Source organism: Pseudomonas tensinigenes, assembly GCF_014268445.2.
GTDB classification, from domain to species: Bacteria; Pseudomonadota; Gammaproteobacteria; order Pseudomonadales; family Pseudomonadaceae; genus Aquipseudomonas; species Aquipseudomonas tensinigenes.
Map to the genome: position 1 here is coordinate 2,273,909 of NZ_CP077089.1, position 19,846 is coordinate 2,293,754.

A 19,846-nucleotide genomic window follows, 5' to 3' on the forward strand; every position below is an offset into this window, starting at 1 on the left:
GGAAATTACTCGGCGGTATGAGCGGCGATGGTGCAGGCAGGTTTGCCGGCAGCGTATTTAAGACTGGGGTCGACCAGCGCGTCGAAGCGTTTCAGCGCCTCGGAGCCGATCAAAAGCGGATATTGGAACGCACTTCGGTCGGTCAGGTTCACTTCGATGCTGCGCATTGCCGATCCCATGCAGATATCCAGCTCGATCACCGGACGAGCGGTGTACTTCTTGCCTTCTTCCGGGTCGTAGTCGCCGGCGCGGCGCTTGATCTTGCTGACCCGGGCCAGCGGCCGTTCGATCGGGTGCGAGTGCGCGGCGTCGATGGCCAGGTAGAAACGAACCCAGGACTCACCGTTGCGTTTAAAGCGTTTGATGTCGCGGGCACTCAGCGAGGCGGTTTTCGCCCCGGTATCGAGTTTGGCCGCGACTTCGAGATTGATGCCGTCAAGCGAAGCGTATTCGTTGAGGCCGTACACGGTTTTTTCCCCCGCGGCGGCGAGGCCGGGCAGGCAAAACAGGGCAAAGAATGTGGGAAAAGGCTTGAGTCTCATAAATCCTGGTGCGCAGCGTTCCGTTTTCGGTTCAGGTCCTTGGCAAAACTTGCGCAAGGCCCTTCGTGTGCCTGGCAGCTTTATATGACAAGCCGTACAAATGGCCAGCAAATGCGGGCGGCATTCTAGCACGGTGGTTTTATGGCGCCAGCGCCGGGGGCGGTCTATAAAAGATCAAAAGATCGCAGCCTTCGGCAGCTCCTACATAGGATTTGCGTGCGCCCTGTAGGAGCTGCCGAAGGCTGCGATCTTTTAAGGTTATTAGACGATTGTCGACAATGCCTATTTATCCTTTGACTGATTCGGGCTAATTGGCTAGTTTTTGCCGCATTGGATTTAAAGGTGTCGACAATCATGCTGGATCAACTCGATCCCCCAGTCATCAGCGGCGACGATTCCGAGACACTCTCGGAAAACGTTTTCCGGCGCATTCAGGCGGCTATCGTCAAAGGCGAGATCGCCCCGGGCAGCAAGATTTCCGAGCCTGAGCTGGCGCGCACCTACGGCATCAGCCGCGGGCCATTGCGTGAGGCCATCCATCGGCTCGAAGGCCAGCGTCTGCTGGTGCGTGTACCGCACGTCGGCGCACGGGTGGTCTCACTCAGCCATGCCGAATTGCTCGAACTCTACGAAATCCGCGAATCCCTCGAAGGCATGGCCTGCCGACTGGCGGCCGAACGCATGAGCGTCGAAGAAATCGACGAACTGCGCCGAGTGCTGGAGACCCATGAGCGCGACGCCGCGTTTCAGGCTGGCGTCGGCTACTACCAGCAGGAAGGCGATTTCGACTTCCATTACCGGATCATCCAGGGCAGCGGCAACCGCACGCTGACGCAGATGCTCTGCGGCGAGCTGTATCAACTGGTGCGCATGTACCGCATCCAGTTCTCGACCACGCCGAACCGCCCACGCCAGGCCTTTGCCGAACACCACCGGATTCTCGATGCCATCGCCGACCGTGACGGCGAACTCGCGGAATTGTTGATGCGCCGTCACATCGGCGCATCGAAACGCAACATCGCCCGTCACTACCAGGACGGCGCCCACAATAAGACAGCCACTGAACGAGGTGAGTCATGAGTTCCAAGCACAGCACTCCAGGCCAGCGTTTCCGCGATGCGGTCGCCAGCGAGCACCCATTGCAAGTGGTCGGCGCGATCAACGCCAACCACGCGCTGCTGGCCAAGCGCGCCGGTTTCAAGGCGATCTACCTGTCCGGTGGCGGGGTGGCCGCAGGTTCGCTCGGCGTGCCGGATCTGGGCATCACCGGTCTGGATGACGTGCTGACCGACGTTCGGCGCATCACCGACGTTTGCGATCTGCCGCTGCTGGTCGACGTCGACACCGGTTTTGGTTCGTCGGCGTTCAACGTCGCGCGCACGGTCAAGTCGATGATCAAGTTCGGCGCGGCGGCGATTCATATCGAGGATCAGGTCGGCGCCAAGCGCTGCGGCCACCGTCCGAATAAAGAGATCGTCAGCCAGCAGGAAATGGTCGACCGCATCAAAGCCGCCGTCGATGCCCGCACCGATGACAGCTTCGTGATCATGGCGCGTACCGATGCGCTGGCGGTGGAAGGTCTGGAATCGGCACTCGATCGCGCGGCGGCGTGCATCGAGGCAGGCGCCGACATGATCTTCCCGGAAGCGATCACTGAGCTGGAAATGTACAAGCTGTTCGCCAACCGCGTGAAAGCGCCGATCCTGGCCAACATCACCGAGTTCGGTTCGACACCGCTGTACACCACCGAGCAACTGGCCGGCGCCGACGTGTCGCTGGTGCTCTATCCACTGTCGGCGTTCCGCGCGATGAACAAGGCTGCCGAAAACGTTTACACCGCGATCCGTCGCGACGGCACGCAGCAGAATGTCATCGACACCATGCAGACTCGCATGGAGCTTTACGATCGCATCGATTACCACACCTTCGAGCAGAAGCTCGATGCGTTGTTTGCCGCCAAGAAATAAAGATCAAAAGATCGCAGCCTGCGGCAGCTCCTACATGAACCGCATTCCCCTGTAGGAGCTGTCGAGTGCAACGAGGCTGCGATCTTTTCGCCACACTCCCTAACAAATTCAAGATTGGAGATAGAAATGGCTGAAGCAAAAGTACTCAGTGGCGCCGGGCTCCGTGGCCAGGTTGCCGGGCAAACCGCACTGTCCACCGTGGGCCAGGCCGGTGCCGGGCTGACCTATCGCGGCTACGACGTGCGCGAACTCGCTGCCGATGCGCAATTTGAAGAAGTCGCGTACCTGCTGCTCTACGGCGAGCTGCCAACCCAGGCGCAACTCGACGAATACCAAGGCAAACTGAGCAAGCTGCGCGACCTGCCGCAAGCGCTGAAAGAAGTGCTCGAACGCATCCCCGCCGACGCCCACCCGATGGACGTGATGCGCACCGGTTGCGCGTTCCTCGGCAACCTCGAGCCGGAGCAAGACTTCTCCGAGCAGCGCGACAAGACTGACCGCCTGCTCGCCGCGTTCCCGGCGATCATGTGCTACTGGTATCGCTTCAGCCACGACGGCAAACGCATCAATTGCGTCAGCGACGAGCCAACCATCGGCGGCCACTTCCTGCACTTGCTGCACGACAAGAAGCCGAGCGAACTGCACGTCAAAGTCATGAACGTCTCGCTGATCCTCTACGCCGAACACGAATTCAACGCCTCGACCTTCACCGCCCGCGTTTGTGCGTCGACCCTGTCCGATCTGTATTCCTGCGTGACCGCCGCCATCGGTTCGCTGCGCGGCCCGTTGCACGGAGGCGCCAACGAAGCGGCGATGGAAATGATCGAGCGTTTCGCGTCGCCGGAAGAGGCGATCAAAGGCACCCTCGGCATGCTCGAGCGCAAGGACAAGATCATGGGTTTCGGCCACGCGATCTATAAGGACAGCGATCCGCGCAATGAGGTGATCAAGGGCTGGTCGAAAAAACTCGCCGATGAAGTCGGTGACAAGGTGTTGTTCCCGGTCTCGGAAGCCATCGACAAGACCATGTGGGAACAGAAAAAACTCTTCCCTAACGCCGATTTCTACCATGCCTCGGCGTACCACTTCATGGGCATCCCGACCAAGCTGTTCACGCCGATCTTCGTCTGCTCGCGCCTGACTGGCTGGGCTGCGCACGTGTTCGAACAGCGTGCCAACAACCGCATCATCCGTCCAAGCGCCGAGTACGTCGGCGTCGAACAGCGCAAGTTCGTGCCAATCGAACGTCGCTGAAATGGTGAGTGCCAGCTGCTGATCCGAGATTCACCGAAATCCCTGTAGGAGCTGCCGAAGGCTGCGATCTTTTGATCTTTGTTTTTAAGATCAGGATCAAAAGATCGCAGCCTTCGGCAGCTCCTACAGGGGCGTTGTGAATTTTGAGGTCGGTGTCTGGCCCCACCCTTTGAAACTACCGTGACCCGAGTCCTGACCCGATGAACACAGAATTCCGCAAAACCCTGCCCGGCAGCCCTCTGGATTATTTCGACGCCCGCGCGGCTGTCGAGGCGATTCAGCCCGGCAGTTACGACACTCTGCCGTACACCTCCCGCGTGCTGGCGGAAAACCTCGTGCGTCGCTGCGACCCGGCCACGCTCACCGATTCCCTCAAGCAACTGATCGAACGCAAGCGCGACCTCGACTTCCCATGGTTCCCGGCGCGTGTGGTCTGCCACGACATTCTCGGCCAGACCGCGTTGGTCGACCTCGCCGGCCTGCGCGACGCCATCGCGTTGCAGGGCGGCGACCCGGCGCAGGTCAACCCGGTGGTGCCGACGCAATTGATCGTCGACCACTCGCTGGCGGTGGAAGCGGGCGGTTTCGACAAGCAGGCGTTCGAGAAGAACCGCGCCATCGAAGACCGTCGCAACGAAGACCGTTTCCACTTCATCAACTGGACGAAAAAGGCCTTCAAGAACGTCGACGTGATCCCGCCGGGCAACGGCATCATGCACCAGATCAACCTGGAGAAAATGTCTCCGGTGATCCAGGTGCGCGAGGGCGTCGCGTTCCCCGACACCTGCGTCGGCACTGACAGTCATACCCCGCACGTCGATGCGCTGGGCGTGATCGCCATTGGCGTTGGTGGCCTCGAGGCCGAGAGCGTGATGCTCGGTCGCGCGTCGTGGATGCGTCTGCCGGAAAGCGTCGGTGTCGAACTGACCGGCAAGCTGCAACCGGGCATCACCGCCACCGACATGGTGCTGGCGCTGACCGAATACCTGCGCAAACAGAAAGTCGTCGGCGCATGGCTGGAGTTCTTCGGCGAAGGCGCGGCGGCGCTGACCCTCGGCGACCGCGCGACCATCTCCAACATGGCCCCGGAATACGGCGCCACGGCGGCGATGTTTTACATCGACCAACAGACCATCGATTACCTGAAACTCACCGGTCGTGAAGACCAGCAAGTGCAGTTGGTCGAGCAGTACGCCAAGCTCACCGGCCTCTGGGCAGACAGTTTGAAAGGCGCGCAATACGAGCGCGGCCTGACTTTCGACCTGTCCTCGGTGGTGCGCAACATGGCCGGCCCGAGCAACCCGCACGCCCGCGTCGCGGTGTCGGATCTGGCCGCCAAAGGCATCTCCGGTCAGTGGGATGACGTGCCGGGGCAAATGCCCGACGGCGCGGTGATCATCGCCGCCATCACCAGTTGCACCAACACCAGCAACCCGCGCAACGTGATTGCCGCCGGCCTGCTCGCGCGCAACGCCAACAAGCTTGGCCTGACGCGCAAACCGTGGGTGAAATCCTCGCTGGCACCGGGTTCGAAAACCGTGGCGCTGTACCTCGACGAAGCGGGACTAACCACGGAACTGGAACAGCTCGGTTTCGGCGTCGTCGCCTTCGCTTGCACCACGTGCAATGGCATGTCCGGCGCGCTCGATCCACTGATCCAGCAAGAGATCATCGACCGCGACCTGTATGCGACTGCCGTGCTTTCCGGCAACCGCAACTTCGACGGCCGCATTCACCCGTATGCCAAGCAAGCGTTCCTCGCGTCGCCGCCACTGGTGGTCGCATACGCCATCGCCGGGACCATCCGTTTCGACATCGAAAAAGATGTGTTGGGCGTGGTCGATGGCAAGGAAATCCGCCTCAAAGACATCTGGCCGAGCGACGAAGAAATCGACGCCGTGGTGAAGTCTTCGGTCAAGCCTGAGCAGTTCCGTCAGGTCTACATTCCGATGTTCGCCGTCCACGAAGACACCGGCCCGAAAGTCACGCCGCTGTACGACTGGCGCGAAATGAGCACTTACATCCGCCGTCCGCCGTACTGGGAAGGCGCGCTGGCCGGCGCACGTCCGCTCAAGGGCATGCGCCCACTGGCGGTGCTGCCGGACAACATCACCACCGATCACCTGTCGCCATCCAACGCGATCATGCTCGACAGCGCCGCCGGCGAATACCTGGCGAAAATGGGCCTGCCGGAAGAGGACTTCAACTCGTACGCCACCCACCGTGGAGACCACTTGACCGCACAGCGCGCAACCTTCGCCAACCCGAAACTGTTCAATGAAATGGTCGTGGAAAACGGCAAGGTCAAACAGGGTTCGCTGGCGCGTGTCGAGCCGGAAGGCCAAGTGATGCGCATGTGGGAAGCCATCGAAACCTACATGGAACGCAAGCAGCCGCTGATCATCATTGCCGGCGCCGATTACGGTCAGGGTTCGTCCCGCGACTGGGCGGCGAAAGGCGTGCGTCTGGCCGGCGTCGAAGCGATTGCCGCTGAAGGTTTCGAGCGCATTCACCGCACCAACCTGGTGGGCATGGGGGTGTTGCCGCTGGAGTTCAAGCCGGGCACGGACCGTCACACGTTGGCCATCGATGGCAGCGAAACCTATGACGTGATCGGCGAGCGCAAACCGCGTGCGGATCTGACGCTGGTGATCCACCGCAAGAACGGCGAGCGCGTTGACGTGCCGGTGACTTGCCGTCTGGATACCGCTGAAGAAGTGTCGATCTACGAGGCCGGCGGCGTGTTGCAGCGCTTCGCTCAGGACTTCCTCGAAGAGTCGGCGGTTGCCGTTTAAAACAAGTTAGGGACCAAGGGATGATGAGTCCCTTGGTCCTTTGAGGAGCAACCATGGCTCACGCACCACAGATTAAAATCCCCGCCACCTACATGCGCGGCGGCACCAGCAAAGGCGTGTTCTTCAGCCTCAAGGATCTGCCCGAAGCGGCACAGATCCCCGGCCCGGCTCGCGACGCTTTGCTGCTGCGCGTAATTGGCAGCCCCGACCCCTACGACAAGCAGATCGACGGCATGGGCGGCGCCACCTCCAGCACCAGCAAAACCGTGATCCTGTCGAAAAGCATCAAGGCTGATCACGACGTCGATTACCTGTTCGGTCAGGTCTCGATAGACAAGCCCTTTGTGGACTGGAGCGGTAACTGCGGCAACCTTTCGGCTGCGGTCGGTTCGTTTGCCATCAGCAACGGTCTGGTCGATGCCAGCCGCATTCCGCACAACGGTGTCGCGGTGGTGCGCGTGTGGCAGGCCAACATCGGCAAAACGATTATTGCCCACGTGCCAATCACCAACGGCGAAGTGCAGGAAACCGGTGATTTCGAACTCGACGGCGTGACCTTTCCGGCCGCTGAAGTGCAGGTTGAGTTCATGGATCCGGCGGCGGAAGAAGAGGGTGGCGGTGGTTCGATGTTTCCTACCGGCAACCTCATCGATGAGCTGGAAGTCCCGGGTGTTGGTACTTTCAAGGCGACCATGATCAACGCCGGTATCCCGACGATTTTCGTCAACGCCGAAGACATTGGTTACACCGGCACCGAGTTGCAGAGCGCGATCAACAGCGACTTGAAAGCGTTGCAGATGTTCGAGACGATTCGGGCTTATGGCGCGTTGCGCATGGGGCTGATATCGAATCTGGATGAAGCGGCCAAGCGGCAGCACACGCCGAAAGTTGCGTTCGTTGCCAAGCCTGCGGATTACGTGGCCTCCAGTGGCAAAGCGGTTGGCGCTGGTGACGTGGATTTGCTGGTGCGGGCGTTGTCGATGGGCAAGTTGCATCACGCGATGATGGGTACGGCGGCGGTGGCGATTGGTACGGCGGCGGCCATTTCCGGCACGTTGGTAAACCTTGCTGCCGGTGGCGTTGAACGGAATGCCGTGCGTTTTGGGCATCCGTCCGGGACGTTGCGCGTTGGTGCTGAAGCCAGTCTGGAAAACGGCGAGTGGGTGGTGAAGAAAGCCATCATGAGCCGTAGCGCGCGTGTCCTGATGGAGGGTTACGTACGCATTCCCGGAGATTCCTTCTGATCCGAGAGCTTTTACCCTCACCCCAGCCCTCTCCCGGAGGGAGAGGGGGCCGACCGAGGTGTCCGGAGATGTACATCGACCTGAAAGATCGAGGCGATTATGGATTCAGGGGCCGACCGAGGTGTCCGGAGATGTACATCGACCTGAAAGATCGGGGCGATTATGGATTCAGTGAGGGCGGATCGGGCGGGCTGAAGTTTGATATTCACCTGCTCGATTATGGATTCAGCGCAGATCGTTCACTTCGGTGAACCTCTACAGCATCCCCCAATCAGTCCCCTCTCCCTCGGGAGAGGGCTAGGGTGAGGGGCCCACCCACTGAAGAAACCCAAAACAAGCAGGCACCCCAGACCTGCAATCAACCCGACCAAACCCGCCAAGCCCTGAGGAAGACCGCACCCACTCATCATTCCCGCACAGGAGAACCGCAATGAGCGCCAACGTCGACCTGAACAACCGCCCCGACTACGATCATGTCCTGCAGGACATCGCCGATTACGTCCTCACCTTCAAAGTCACCTCCGCCGAAGCTCTCGACACCGCCCGCAATTGCCTGATGGACACACTGGGCTGCGGCCTGCTGGCACTGCGTTTCCCCGAATGCACCAAGCACCTTGGCCCGATCGTCGAAGGGACAGTGGTTCCTTACGGTGCGCGGGTTCCCGGCACCAGCTATCGCCTCGACCCGGTGAAAGCCGCGTGGGACATCGGCTGCATCGTTCGCTGGCTCGACTACAACGACACCTGGCTCGCCGCCGAATGGGGCCATCCCTCGGACAACCTCGGCGGAATTCTTGCGGTGGCTGATCACCTCTCGCAAAAACGTCTGGCCAACGGTGAGTCACCGCTGACGATTCGCGATGTGCTCGAAGCGATGATCATGGCCCACGAGATTCAAGGCGTGATTGCCCTGGAAAACTCCTTCAACCGGGTAGGGCTTGATCACGTCATCCTGGTGAAAGTTGCCTCGACCGCCGTTACCGCCAAACTGATGGACGCCAATCGCGAGCAATTGTTGTCGGCGCTTTCCCATGCGTTCGCCGATGGTCAGGCGCTGCGCACCTATCGTCATGCGCCGAATGCCGGCTCTAGAAAGTCCTGGGCGGCGGGGGATGCGACGAGTCGTGGTGTGCGTCTGGCCGACATCGCCATGCGCGGCGAAATGGGTATTCCCGGCGTGCTGACTGCGAAACAGTGGGGCTTCTATGACGTGCTGTTCAGCCACACCAATAGCGATCTGGCGTTGAAACCGGAAGATAAACGCGCTTTCAGTTTTTCGCGGCCGTTCGGCAGTTACGTGATGGAAAACGTGCTGTTCAAGATCAGCTTCCCCGCCGAATTCCATGCGCAAACCGCCTGTGAAGCGGCGGTAACCTTGCACCCGCAGGTGCGCAATCGTCTGCATGAAATCGACCGCATCGTCATCACCACCCACGAGTCGGCGATTCGCATCATTTCCAAGGTCGGGCCGCTGGCCAATGCCGCCGACCGCGACCACTGCATCCAGTACATGACCGCCGTGCCGCTGGCGTTCGGCAATCTGGTCTCCGAGCAATACGAAGACGATTTCCACCGGGCGCATCCGGTCATCGACGTGCTGCGCGAGAAAATGGTCATCGTCGAAGAGCCGCGTTTCACCCGTGAATATCTGGAGTCCGACAAACGCTCAATCGCCAATGCCGTGCAGGTGTTTTTCAAGGACGGCAGCAGCACCGAAAACGTCGTGGTGGAATACCCGATCGGTCATCGTCGCCGCCGTGTCGAGGGCATTCCGTTGCTGGAGGACAAGTTCAAGGCCAACCTGGCCACGCGTTTTACCGGCCAGCGTAGCGGTGAGATCTTTGCGTTGTGCAAGGATCAGGCGCAGCTGGAGTCCACCCCGGTAAACCGTTTCGTAGACCTACTTGTGATCTGACGAAAAACCTGTAGGAGCTGCCGCAGGCTGCGATCTTTTGACTTTGATTGTAGAAAACAAGATCAAAAGATCGCAGCCTGCGGCAGCTCCTACACGGACCGCGTACGCCATTTTTCGATGGGCAACTTGGTGATCGCAAAACCGCTCAACAAAATCGCCGAATAGATCATCAGCTCCCGGGACAGGGTTTGCCCCTCGTACCAGGCGCCGATGATCACGGCGAACACCGGGAAAATGATAAACACGAACGACAGAATGATCGGGCTCAAGCGTTTAAGCAGTAAAAAGTAAACGATGAATCCGCCGACCGAGGCCACCAGTCCCAGATACAGCAGGGCGCCCCACGAGCGGGCGCTGACGTCACTGAACACCGGTGTCTCAACGCGCAGTCCGACAATAAATAACATCAGCCCGGCGATACCGATCGGCAGCGTGTTGTAGGTGATCACACTGATCGCGCTGCCGTGTTTTTTCGTCACCACGTAGCACAGCGCGTGCATCACCGCTGCACACAGGATCGCCAGCACCCCCAGCCATTCCGCCTGATCGAGATGCAGACCCTGACTGCGAATAATCATGAACAGACTGCCAAAGCCGATAGCGATGCCGAGCATCTGCGACGGGTAGATTCTCTCGCGCAGAAACAGCGCGGAAAACAGCAGGATAAACACCGGCATGCAACTGAACAGCAGCGCTGTCAGGCCTGACGAGACGTGCATTTCGCCGTAGTTGAGCAGGTAGTAGGGCAGGCTGAAATACGACAGCGTGACGAACACAAAGAACCCGCGACTTTGCCGGGGAAATAACAGTGGTTCCTTGCGCAAGAGTGCGAAGCTGAGGAACAGCGGAAAGGCAATCAGAAAGCGCAACCCGGCGGCCGTCAGCGGCGGCACGCTTTCCACGGCAATCTTGATTCCTAGCCAGGTCGTGCCCCAGCTCAGACAGACGATTAGAAACAGCGTGCTGGTGAGCAATCCGGCGAGCCAGGGTTTGCTGGTATTCATCGGTGTGCTGATGGCGGTCGACATGTGGCGTGCTCCGAACGGTGGAATTGACCTGATCGCGGAAATGGTTTATTTCTGATTGAACCTGTTTTCAGCACGCTATTCGGGGCGAGAATGACTGTCAAAGTAAGTATTGCCATGGTGTCAATCCTCCGCGACGGCCTCGCCAATGGCGTCGGCGTGAAGTACAAACGCTTGGCCGATGCGGTCGCACAGGCCATCGACGAAGGTGTGATCGATGCGGGATGCAAGTTGCCGCCGCACCGATTGCTGGCCGACAGCCTGGGCGTGACCATCGGCACCATCAGCCGTGCCTACGGTGAACTTGAGCGTGTCGGATTAGTGGTGGCTCGCGTAGGAGATGGCACCTATGTGTGTCAGCGCGGGATGGAGCGGCCGCAGGACAAAGGCTTTCGCAATGTCAGCGATGAGCCGTCAGGCTGTTTCGACATGAGCCGCAATCAGCCGATTCCCGCACAGGAAGCGGCGTTCATGAGCCAGAGTCTGCAGGAGCTGGCCAGCGATCCGCGGGTGTTACAGCAGTTGACCGGGTATACCGCCGAAGCCGGGTTGGCGCGGCATCGTGTGGCGGGGGCGGTGTGGTTGCAGCACGAGGCTTTTGTGCCGCACGCCGATCAGGTGTTGTGCGTCAACGGCGGTCAGCATGGTTTGTTGTGCGCGCTGATGGGCTTGCTCAAGGCCGGCGACACGGTGGTGACTGAGCATTTGTCCTACCCCGGATTGATTGGAGTCGCACGTCAGCTCGGGATAAAACTCATTGGCGCGGCGATGGATGACGAAGGACTTGTGCCGTCGGCACTGGAGGAAATCTGCCGTCAGCATCGTGTTTCGGCGCTGTATTGCACCCCGACGATCCAGAATCCTACGGCCGCCGTGATGTCGATCCCACGGCGCGAGGCGATTGCAGACCTCTGTCGCCAGCACAACCTGCTGATCATCGAAGACGAAGCCCACGCCGTGCTGGACCGTCAGCGCCCATTGCCGCTCAGTTATTTCGCGCCGGAGCGTTCGGTGTTGATCGGCAGTCTGAGCAAGGCTGTTTCCGCCGGATTGCGCGTCGGTTATCTGCACGCGCCGCAAGCGTTGATCGGGCGTTTGAGTGCCGCCATTCGCGCAACGTGCTGGATGGCCAATCCGTTATCGATGGAAGTCGCGAGTCTGTGGATTGAAAGCGGCATGGTCGAGCGTTTGCTGGACGAACAGATCAGCGAGATCGCTCGGCGCAAGGCATTGGTGGCGCCTGTTTTGCAGGGTTTGAATTACAAGACTCACCCTTACAGCCCGCATTTCTGGGTGGAAGTGCCTGAGCTGTGGCGGGCGTCGCAGATTGCGGCGGAGTTGAAGGAGAACAACTATCTGGTGGCCACTGCTGAGGCGTTTGCTGTGGGGCATGCAGCGGTGCCGCAGTTCATTCGGGTGAGTGTGTGTAATGCGGTGGGAGATGATCAGTTGTTGCTGGCAGGCTTTGAAGCTCTGGCCAAGGCATTAACAGACACCGTGTAATCGTTCTTCGCGAGCAGGCTCGCTCCCACATTTGAAACGCATTCCATTGTGGGAGCGAGCCTGCTCGCGAAGGCGTCAGCCCAGACACCACAAATCTACTTGAACCGCCGCTCCACACCTTTCTCCACCAGAATCTTCGCCGAAATCTCTTCCACCGAAAAATGCGTGGAGTTGATGTTGGGGATGTTCTCGCGGCGGAACAGGTTCTCCACCTCGCGCACTTCAAATTCGCACTGGGCGTAGCTCGAATAACGGCTGTTGGGCTTGCGCTCGTTGCGGATCGCGGTGAGGCGATCCGGGTCGATGGTCAGGCCGAACAGCTTGTGCTGATGGGCGCGCAGGGCCGTTGGCAGGGTCAGGCGTTCCATGTCGTCTTCGGTCAGCGGATAGTTGGCCGCGCGGATGCCGAACTGCATGGCCATGTACAGACACGTCGGCGTTTTGCCGCATCGCGACACGCCCACTAGTATCAAATCGGCTTTGTCGTAATAGTGCGTGCGCGCACCGTCGTCATTGTCGAGGGCGAAGTTTACCGCCTCGATGCGCTCCATGTAATTGGAGTTATGCCCGATCGAGTGGGACTTGCCGACGGTGTAGGAAGAATGCTCGGTCAGTTCCTGCTCAAGCGGGGCGAGGAAGGTCGAGAAAATATCGATCATGAAACCATTGGAGGTTGCGAGAATCTCACGGATGTCCTGATTGACGATGGTGTCGAAGATGATCGGACGGAAGCCGTCGGTTTCAGCGGCTTTGTTGATTTGTTGTACCATGGCTCGCGCTTTATCCACGCTGTCGATGTACGGTCGCGTGAATTTGCTGAAGGTAATGTTTTCGAACTGCGCCAGGAGGCTTTGACCCAGGGTTTCGGCAGTGATGCCGGTGCCATCGGAGATGAAGAAAGCAGATCGTTTCATTTGCACCTTGGGCCTTAAGCTAGTCATCAATCTTGGATATGATAGGCGCGATTTGCCGGCCGCCAATGGCCAGCATTCTCACTTATTTTCCAGGTCCAGGCCATACAACCGGCCAAGGCTCCCCCGGGCCGCCGGTTTCTGAGCTTTTCCAACACAGTTAGTGGAGAGATCACCTTGGTAGAGTACGTAGTTTCCCTCGATAAGCTCGGCAAACACGATGTTGAGCATGTGGGGGGCAAGAACGCATCCCTGGGCGAGATGATCAGTAACCTGGCAGGCGCCGGTGTTTCGGTCCCCGGCGGCTTCGCCACGACGGCTCAGGCTTATCGTGATTTCCTCGAACTGAGCGGCCTCAACGACCAGATCCACGCGGCCCTCGATGCGCTCGACGTCGACGACGTCAACGCCCTGGCCAAGACCGGCGCACAGATCCGTCAATGGATCATGGAAGCCGAATTCCCCGAAAAACTGAATGCCGAGATCCGCACCGCGTTCGCCGCGCTGTCGGCCGGCAACCCTGATGTGGCCGTGGCCGTGCGTTCTTCCGCCACCGCCGAAGACTTGCCGGACGCCTCGTTCGCCGGTCAGCAGGAAACCTTCCTGAACATCCGTGGTGTGGAAAACGTTATCCGCGCCGCCAAAGAGGTGTTCGCTTCGCTGTTCAACGACCGTGCCATTTCCTACCGCGTGCATCAGGGCTTCGACCACAAACTGGTCGCCCTGTCGGCTGGCGTGCAGCGCATGGTGCGTTCGGAAACCGGCACCGCCGGCGTGATGTTCACCCTCGATACCGAATCGGGTTTCCGTGACGTGGTGTTCATCACCGGCGCCTACGGTCTGGGCGAAACCGTCGTACAAGGCGCGGTCAACCCGGATGAGTTCTACGTGCACAAGGGCACGCTGGAGGCCGGTCGTCCGGCGATCCTGCGTCGCAACCTGGGCAGCAAAGCGATCAAGATGATCTACGGCGACGAAGCCAAGGCCGGTCGTTCGGTCAAGACCATCGATGTCGACAAGGCTGATCGTGCGCGTTTCTGCCTGAGCGACGCTGAAGTCAGCGAACTGGCCAAGCAAGCGATGATCATCGAAAAGCATTACGGCTGCCCGATGGACATCGAGTGGGCCAAGGACGGTGACGACGGCCAGCTGTACATCGTGCAGGCGCGTCCGGAAACCGTGAAAAGCCGCACCCAGGCCAACGTCATGGAACGTTACCTGTTGAAAGAAACTGGCACCGTGCTGGTGGAAGGTCGTGCGATTGGCCAGCGCATCGGCGCCGGCAAAGTGCGCATCATCAAGGACGTCTCCGAGATGGACAAAGTCCAGCCGGGCGACGTGCTGGTTTCCGACATGACCGACCCGGACTGGGAACCAGTGATGAAGCGCGCCAGCGCCATCGTCACCAACCGTGGCGGGCGTACCTGCCACGCGGCGATCATCGCTCGTGAGCTGGGCATCCCGGCAGTGGTCGGTTGCGGCAACGCCACCCAGTTGCTGAAGGATGGTCAGGGCGTGACCGTGTCCTGCGCTGAAGGCGACACCGGTTACATCTTCGAAGGCGAGCTGGGCTTCGACATCAAGAAGAACTCCGTCGATGCCATGCCGGAGCTGCCGTTCAAGATCATGATGAACGTTGGCAACCCGGACCGCGCTTTTGACTTCGCGCAACTGCCGAACGCCGGTGTCGGCCTGGCCCGTCTGGAGTTCATCATCAACCGCATGATCGGAGTCCACCCGAAAGCGCTGTTGAACTACGACGGTCTGCCGCAGGAAATCAAAGACAGCGTCGACAAGCGCATCGCCGGTTACAACGACCCGGTCGATTTCTACGTCGACAAACTGGTCGAAGGCATCAGCACCCTGGCTGCCGCGTTCACGCCGAAAAAAGTCATCGTGCGCCTGTCGGACTTCAAGTCCAACGAATACGCCAACCTGATCGGCGGCAAGCTCTACGAGCCGGAAGAAGAAAACCCGATGCTGGGTTTCCGTGGCGCTTCGCGTTACATCAGCGAATCGTTCCGTGACTGCTTCGAACTCGAATGCCGCGCGCTGAAGCGTGTGCGCAACGAGATGGGCCTGACCAACGTTGAAATCATGGTGCCGTTCGTCCGTACCCTCGGCGAAGCCAGCCAGGTTGTCGATCTGCTCGCCGAAAACGGCTTGAAGCGCGGCGAGAACGGTCTGCGCGTGATCATGATGTGCGAGCTGCCATCCAACGCGATTCTGGCTGAAGAGTTCCTCGAATTCTTCGACGGTTTCTCGATCGGTTCCAACGACCTGACTCAGCTGACGCTGGGTCTGGACCGCGATTCCGGTATCATCGCGCACCTGTTCGACGAGCGTAATCCGGCGGTCAAGAAGCTCTTGGCCAACGCGATTGCCGCGTGCAACAAGGCCGGCAAGTACATCGGCATCTGCGGTCAGGGTCCATCCGACCACCCGGATCTGGCCAAGTGGCTGATGGAGCAGGGCATCGAAAGCGTGTCGCTGAACCCGGATACCGTGCTGGAAACCTGGTTCTTCCTCGCCGAAGGCCAAGCCCCGGCTTAATGAGTATGTGAACGGCCCGCTTCCCCTGTGGGAGCGAGCCTGCTCGCGATGACGGAGCAATATCCGCCATGGATATTGGCTGACACACCGCTTTCGCGAGCAGGCTCACTCCCACAAGGGCAGGGCTTTGAGATTCAAGTAGGGCGGGCTCCTGTAGATGCCGCCCTTTTTTGTGCAAGAGCATTATGCAAAGCAGCAGTGACCTATTTCCTGTCGCCCTGATCAGCGCCGAACGGCGTGGCGATCTGAGCGAAGACGTGTATCGCCTGAAACCCGGCAACAGCCCCGACTGGTCCGTGGAAATCGCTGTGACCCGGTTGGGCATGGCCGATAACTCGGCGCCTCGCGGTGTGCCGGTGATTTTGCTGCACGGCAGTTTTTCCAATCGACGTTTCTGGTTTTCACCCAAAGGACTCGGTCTGGGCGCGTATCTGACGCGACTGGGTTTCGACGTGTGGATTCCGGAGATGCGCGGCCACGGACTGTCGCAGCGCAACGAGGAATACCGGCGCAACCGTGTCGCCGACTATGCGCGATACGATCTGCCGGCGATTGCCGCGTTCGTGCGTGAGCAGAGCGGGCAGATTCCGCATTGGATCGGCCATTCGCTGGGCGGCATCACCCTGGCCGCCGCGCTCGGTGGTGAGTACCTTGGCGAACCCGCCGTGGCTTCGGCTGCGTTTTTCGGCACACAAGTCAGCCGCACTTACTGGCCGCTGAAAATTCCGCCGGTGGAGTGGAGCGGGCGCTTTATTCTCAAGCGTTTTGCGCAACTGTCGGGTTCGCGCCTCAAGCGTGGACCGGAAGATGAGCCGATCGGTCTGGCACTGGAAAGCATGCGCTGGTACGGCTTGTTCGGCCGTTTTGGCGACAAGGACAAGGATTGGTGGGTGGGTCTGGCCGATGTTCAGGTGCCGGTGCTGGCAGTGAGCGCAGCGGGCGATCATCAGGATCCAGCGTGGGCCTGTCGCAAGTTGTTCGAGCAGATCGGCTCCGAGCACAAGCAGTTCATCAATCTGGGCCGCGAGCAGGGCTTCAACGATAATTTCGGCCATGTCGAGATGTTGGTGAGCAAAGCGGCGCAGACTCAGGTGTGGCCGTTGGTGGCGCGCTGGTTGAACGATCAGCAGACGCCGTTGCTGGGCGAGAAGCCGGATCTGGCCGCTGCGGTCTGAGAGGGAGGCCCTGAAAAGGGCATTTCGTTCGCGTTGGCTTGCGGCTAAGATATGACGAATTGTGCGGTTCTGGTCATATTCGGTGGCAGTTTAGCGATTACGTTTCAGCGTTTGTTCAGGTTCATTCAGCCAACATTCAATGAGCTAAGGTAAACAGCGACCACCGGAGATCGTCTCAAAAGAATGCGTCATCCTTGATCGTCTTCCTTGTTACAGGAGTTTTTCGATGAACCATTACCTTACGCCTGACCTGTGCGACGCCTATCCGGAGCTGGTGCAGGTGCTGGAACCGATGTTCAGCAATTTCGGCGGCCGTGATTCGTTCGGCGGTGAAATCGTGACCATCAAATGCTTCGAAGACAACTCGCTGGTCAAGGAACAGGCTGAACTCAAGGGCAACGGCAAGGTACTGGTGGTCGATGGCGGCGGTTCGCTGCGACGTGCATTGCTGGGCGACATGATCGCCGAGAAAGCCGCTAAAAACGGTTGGGAAGGGCTGGTGATCTACGGCTGCATTCGTGACGTCGATGTGATTGCCCAGACCGATCTGGGCGTGCAGGCGCTGGCCAGCCACCCGATGAAAACCGAAAAACGCGGCATTGGTGACCTCAACGTCCCGGTGACTTTCGCCGGTGTGACGTTCCACCCAGGCCAATACATTTATGCGGACAACAACGGCGTGATCATCTCGCCGAGTCCGTTGAAAATGCCTGAATAAGCTTTTCGACAAAGGGATGCGGATGTTCGAGGAAGAAAACGCGCAATGGGGGCTGGTGCATGCCCTGGTGCTGGACGGAAAAGGCGGTGCGCGTTCGATAGCCCGGACTGAGCTCGACGATTTGCAGTTGCAGGCCCATGAAAGTCTGTGGCTGCATTGGGATCGCAGCCATCCGCAGACCCAGACCTGGCTGCGCAAATCCAGCGGTCTCAACGAATTCACCTGCGATCTGCTGCTGGAAGAGAACACGCGCCCCCGTCTGTTGCCGCTGCCGGATGCCGAGCTGTTGCTGTTTTTACGCGGGGTCAATCTCAATCCAGGCGCCGAGCCGGAAGACATGGTCTCGGTGCGGATTTTCGCTTCGGCCCAACGAGTGATTTCCCTGCGTTTGCGCCCATTGCGCGCCACCGATGAACTGTTGGTGCAATTGGCGGACGGCAAGGGCCCGAAAACCTCTTCTGAGCTCATCCTTTATCTGGCGCAGTTCCTCACCAACAAGGTGCAGGATCTGGTCACTTGCCTCTCGGAAATCGCCGACGAGGAAGAAGAAAAGATGGATGCCGACGAACGGTATACCCCCGAGCATGGCGCCATTTTGCACATCCGTCGCAGGGCTGCCGGGCTGAAGCGTTTTCTTGCGCCGCAGCGGGATATTTTCGGACAGCTCACGCGGATAAAACTGCCGTGGTTTGTCGATGACGATGCCGATTACTGGAACGAATTGAACAACAGCCTGACTCGCTATCTCGAAGAGCTCGAATTGACCCGAGAGCGCGTGGGGCTTGTGCTGGAGGCCGAAGACCGGCGTTTGAGCGAGCGCATGAATCGCACGATGTACCGCTTCGGCATCATCACCTGCATCTTTTTGCCGATGAGTTTTATCACCGGTCTGCTGGGCATCAACGTCGGTGGAATTCCATTTGCCAGCAGCCCTTATGGTTTCCTGATCGCCTGCTTGACGGTGCTCGCCCTGGCCTTCGGTCAGTGGTGGTTATTCCGTCGTTTGCGCTGGGTCTGAAGATGGCGCATGTGACCCGACCAAATCTGCCCGCGTCTTTCACAGACATCACGAGAGGTGCGTATGCACGATCCGTTTGAACAGTCTTTGCGCGACATGCTCAACGCTTCGCCGTCCAGCCGCGACGACGATGCCTGTCTGGACCGCGTACTCAAAACCGCCAACCGCCAGGTCGGCGCCGGTGATCTGTTCAGCCTGCTGGGCCGCTGGCTGCCCGCGCTGATGATCGCCCTGAATAACGGATCGGCCCATGTCTCGCCGGTTTCCCGTCTTCGTAAACCTACCGCTCGCACTGCTGATAAGGCTGATTGAATATGGAACTCGACCTCTGGACTCAGAGCCTCGTCACTGCAATGACTGCGTTGTGGACCAAAGTAGCCAACTTCATCCCGAACCTGTTCGGCGCACTGGTCGTGCTGCTGTTGGGTTTCGTCGTGGCCAAGCTGCTCGATACCTTGCTCTCCAAGCTGCTCGCCAAACTCGGCCTTGATCGCTTGATGGGTGGCACCGGCCTGACTAAATTAATGTCGCGTGCTGGACTGCAAGTTCCGATCTCGACCCTGATCGGCAAAATCGTCTACTGGTTTGTTCTGCTGATTTTTCTGGTTTCGGCAGCAGAATCCCTTGGCCTTGAGCGAGTTTCAGCTACGCTGGATATGTTGGCGCTCTATTTGCCGAAAGTATTCGGCGCGGCGCTGGTGTTGCTGGTAGGTGTTTTGCTCGCGCAATTGGCCAACGGGCTGGTGCGCGGGGCGGCAGAAGGCGTTGGCCTGGACTACGCTTCGGGGCTTGGGCGAATTGCTCAGGGGCTGGTTATCATCATCAGCATCTCGGTCGCGATCAGTCAGCTTGAAGTCAAGACTGACCTGCTGAACCATGTGATCGTCATCGTTTTGATTACCGTTGGTCTGGCCGTTGCGCTGGCCATGGGTTTGGGAAGCCGGGAAATTGCCGGTCAGATTCTTGCGGGAATCTATGTGCGTGAGTTGTATCAGGTTGGGCAACAAGTGCGTGTTGGCGAGGTCGAAGGCCAGATCGAAGAGATCGGCACGGTTAAAACCACATTGCTGACCGATGAGGGTGAGCTAGTCTCTCTTTCCAATCGGATCCTGCTGGAACAGCATGTGAGTAGCCGCTAATCCGGCAAACCCTGCTAATGTATGCCGCCGCGAAATGCCAGCTGATGCTGGTTGCGGTGGACATTGACCTGACTGTCGGCACGACTT

16 protein-coding genes are annotated in these 19,846 nt (G+C 59.3%); 13 read left to right on the forward strand and 3 right to left on the reverse strand.

Annotation, left to right across the window (positions count from 1 at the left end):
* Positions 1-5: 5 nt before the first annotated feature.
* Complete coding sequence (gene rloA, locus HU718_RS10085; RefSeq protein ID WP_016983749.1) at positions 6-542, reverse strand: retropepsin-like aspartic peptidase RloA; 537 nt, start codon at positions 540-542, stop codon at positions 6-8.
* Between the two features lie 357 nt (positions 543-899).
* On the opposite strand from rloA, the gene HU718_RS10090 reads away from it, so the two are divergent.
* From HU718_RS10090 to prpD, 6 genes are all read left to right on the forward strand, one after another.
* Complete coding sequence (locus tag HU718_RS10090; protein WP_172828118.1) at positions 900-1,622, forward strand: GntR family transcriptional regulator; 723 nt, start codon at positions 900-902, stop codon at positions 1,620-1,622.
* A complete protein-coding gene (prpB, locus tag HU718_RS10095) occupies positions 1,619-2,509 on the forward strand; it encodes a methylisocitrate lyase (protein WP_007916432.1) in 891 nt (296 codons plus the stop codon). The genes HU718_RS10090 and prpB overlap by 4 nt, the downstream gene beginning before the upstream one ends.
* A 126-nt stretch (positions 2,510-2,635) precedes the next feature.
* Entirely contained in the window at positions 2,636-3,763 is a 1,128-nt protein-coding gene (gene prpC / locus HU718_RS10100) for a bifunctional 2-methylcitrate synthase/citrate synthase (RefSeq protein ID WP_186613715.1), read from the forward strand.
* A gap of 200 nt (positions 3,764-3,963) precedes the next feature.
* A complete protein-coding gene (gene acnD, locus HU718_RS10105) occupies positions 3,964-6,558 on the forward strand; it encodes a Fe/S-dependent 2-methylisocitrate dehydratase AcnD (RefSeq protein ID WP_186613713.1) in 2,595 nt (864 codons plus the stop codon).
* Positions 6,559-6,611: 53 nt separating this feature from the next.
* Complete coding sequence (prpF, locus tag HU718_RS10110; RefSeq protein ID WP_186613711.1) at positions 6,612-7,802, forward strand: 2-methylaconitate cis-trans isomerase PrpF; 1,191 nt, start codon at positions 6,612-6,614, stop codon at positions 7,800-7,802.
* 430 nt (positions 7,803-8,232) lie between these two features.
* Positions 8,233-9,717 (forward strand): 2-methylcitrate dehydratase, encoded by a 1,485-nt coding sequence (prpD, locus tag HU718_RS10115; RefSeq protein WP_186613709.1) that lies wholly within the window; start codon positions 8,233-8,235, stop codon positions 9,715-9,717.
* A gap of 89 nt (positions 9,718-9,806) precedes the next feature.
* On the opposite strand, the gene HU718_RS10120 is transcribed toward prpD, so the two are convergent.
* Positions 9,807-10,721 (reverse strand): DMT family transporter, encoded by a 915-nt coding sequence (locus tag HU718_RS10120; RefSeq protein ID WP_186613733.1) that lies wholly within the window; start codon positions 10,719-10,721, stop codon positions 9,807-9,809.
* A 114-nt stretch (positions 10,722-10,835) separates the two neighbouring features.
* On the opposite strand from HU718_RS10120, the gene HU718_RS10125 reads away from it, so the two are divergent.
* Positions 10,836-12,245 (forward strand): aminotransferase-like domain-containing protein, encoded by a 1,410-nt coding sequence (locus HU718_RS10125; RefSeq protein WP_186613707.1) that lies wholly within the window; start codon positions 10,836-10,838, stop codon positions 12,243-12,245.
* Positions 12,246-12,340: 95 nt separating this feature from the next.
* Here HU718_RS10125 and ppsR read toward each other — a convergent pair whose 3' ends face one another.
* The gene (gene ppsR, locus HU718_RS10130; protein WP_007916411.1) at positions 12,341-13,159 is read right to left on the reverse strand and encodes a posphoenolpyruvate synthetase regulatory kinase/phosphorylase PpsR; all 819 of its coding nucleotides are present in this window, start codon (positions 13,157-13,159) and stop codon (positions 12,341-12,343) included.
* A 174-nt stretch (positions 13,160-13,333) separates the two neighbouring features.
* On the opposite strand from ppsR, the gene ppsA reads away from it, so the two are divergent.
* The 6 genes from ppsA (at position 13,334) to HU718_RS10160 (ending at position 19,759) form a co-directional block, all read left to right on the forward strand.
* Positions 13,334-15,709, forward strand: coding sequence for a phosphoenolpyruvate synthase (ppsA, locus tag HU718_RS10135; RefSeq protein ID WP_110719766.1), 2,376 nt, complete (start codon positions 13,334-13,336; stop codon positions 15,707-15,709).
* A gap of 185 nt (positions 15,710-15,894) precedes the next feature.
* Positions 15,895-16,884, forward strand: coding sequence for an alpha/beta fold hydrolase (locus tag HU718_RS10140; protein WP_186613705.1), 990 nt, complete (start codon positions 15,895-15,897; stop codon positions 16,882-16,884).
* A gap of 226 nt (positions 16,885-17,110) precedes the next feature.
* Entirely contained in the window at positions 17,111-17,602 is a 492-nt protein-coding gene (gene rraA, locus HU718_RS10145; protein ID WP_102900780.1) for a ribonuclease E activity regulator RraA, read from the forward strand.
* 22 nt (positions 17,603-17,624) lie between these two features.
* Complete coding sequence (gene cmaX, locus HU718_RS10150) at positions 17,625-18,620, forward strand: divalent cation transporter CmaX (protein ID WP_150794368.1); 996 nt, start codon at positions 17,625-17,627, stop codon at positions 18,618-18,620.
* Positions 18,621-18,683: 63 nt separating this feature from the next.
* On the forward strand, positions 18,684-18,932 hold the full coding sequence (locus HU718_RS10155; protein ID WP_102900778.1) for a CrfX protein: 249 nt from the start codon (positions 18,684-18,686) through the stop codon (positions 18,930-18,932).
* Positions 18,933-18,934: 2 nt separating this feature from the next.
* On the forward strand, positions 18,935-19,759 hold the full coding sequence (locus tag HU718_RS10160) for a mechanosensitive ion channel family protein (RefSeq protein WP_007916401.1): 825 nt from the start codon (positions 18,935-18,937) through the stop codon (positions 19,757-19,759).
* The last annotated feature ends 87 nt before the right edge of the window (positions 19,760-19,846 follow it).

What these genes read in the sequence shown, in the direction of transcription:
- ppsR (WP_007916411.1), bottom strand. Translation starts at nt 13,159, where the DNA reads ATGAAACGATCTGCTTTCTTCATCTCCGATGGCACCGGCATCACTGCC.
- prpB (WP_007916432.1), top strand. Translation starts at nt 1,619, where the DNA reads ATGAGTTCCAAGCACAGCACTCCAGGCCAGCGTTTCCGCGATGCGGTC.
- HU718_RS10125 (WP_186613707.1), top strand. Translation starts at nt 10,836, where the DNA reads ATGACTGTCAAAGTAAGTATTGCCATGGTGTCAATCCTCCGCGACGGC.
- prpC (WP_186613715.1), top strand. Translation starts at nt 2,636, where the DNA reads ATGGCTGAAGCAAAAGTACTCAGTGGCGCCGGGCTCCGTGGCCAGGTT.
- HU718_RS10160 (WP_007916401.1), top strand. Translation starts at nt 18,935, where the DNA reads ATGGAACTCGACCTCTGGACTCAGAGCCTCGTCACTGCAATGACTGCG.
- HU718_RS10140 (WP_186613705.1), top strand. Translation starts at nt 15,895, where the DNA reads ATGCAAAGCAGCAGTGACCTATTTCCTGTCGCCCTGATCAGCGCCGAA.
- prpD (WP_186613709.1), top strand. Translation starts at nt 8,233, where the DNA reads ATGAGCGCCAACGTCGACCTGAACAACCGCCCCGACTACGATCATGTC.
- rraA (WP_102900780.1), top strand. Translation starts at nt 17,111, where the DNA reads ATGAACCATTACCTTACGCCTGACCTGTGCGACGCCTATCCGGAGCTG.
- prpF (WP_186613711.1), top strand. Translation starts at nt 6,612, where the DNA reads ATGGCTCACGCACCACAGATTAAAATCCCCGCCACCTACATGCGCGGC.
- HU718_RS10120 (WP_186613733.1), bottom strand. Translation starts at nt 10,721, where the DNA reads ATGAATACCAGCAAACCCTGGCTCGCCGGATTGCTCACCAGCACGCTG.
- HU718_RS10155 (WP_102900778.1), top strand. Translation starts at nt 18,684, where the DNA reads ATGCACGATCCGTTTGAACAGTCTTTGCGCGACATGCTCAACGCTTCG.
- cmaX (WP_150794368.1), top strand. Translation starts at nt 17,625, where the DNA reads ATGTTCGAGGAAGAAAACGCGCAATGGGGGCTGGTGCATGCCCTGGTG.
- rloA (WP_016983749.1), bottom strand. Translation starts at nt 542, where the DNA reads ATGAGACTCAAGCCTTTTCCCACATTCTTTGCCCTGTTTTGCCTGCCC.
- acnD (WP_186613713.1), top strand. Translation starts at nt 3,964, where the DNA reads ATGAACACAGAATTCCGCAAAACCCTGCCCGGCAGCCCTCTGGATTAT.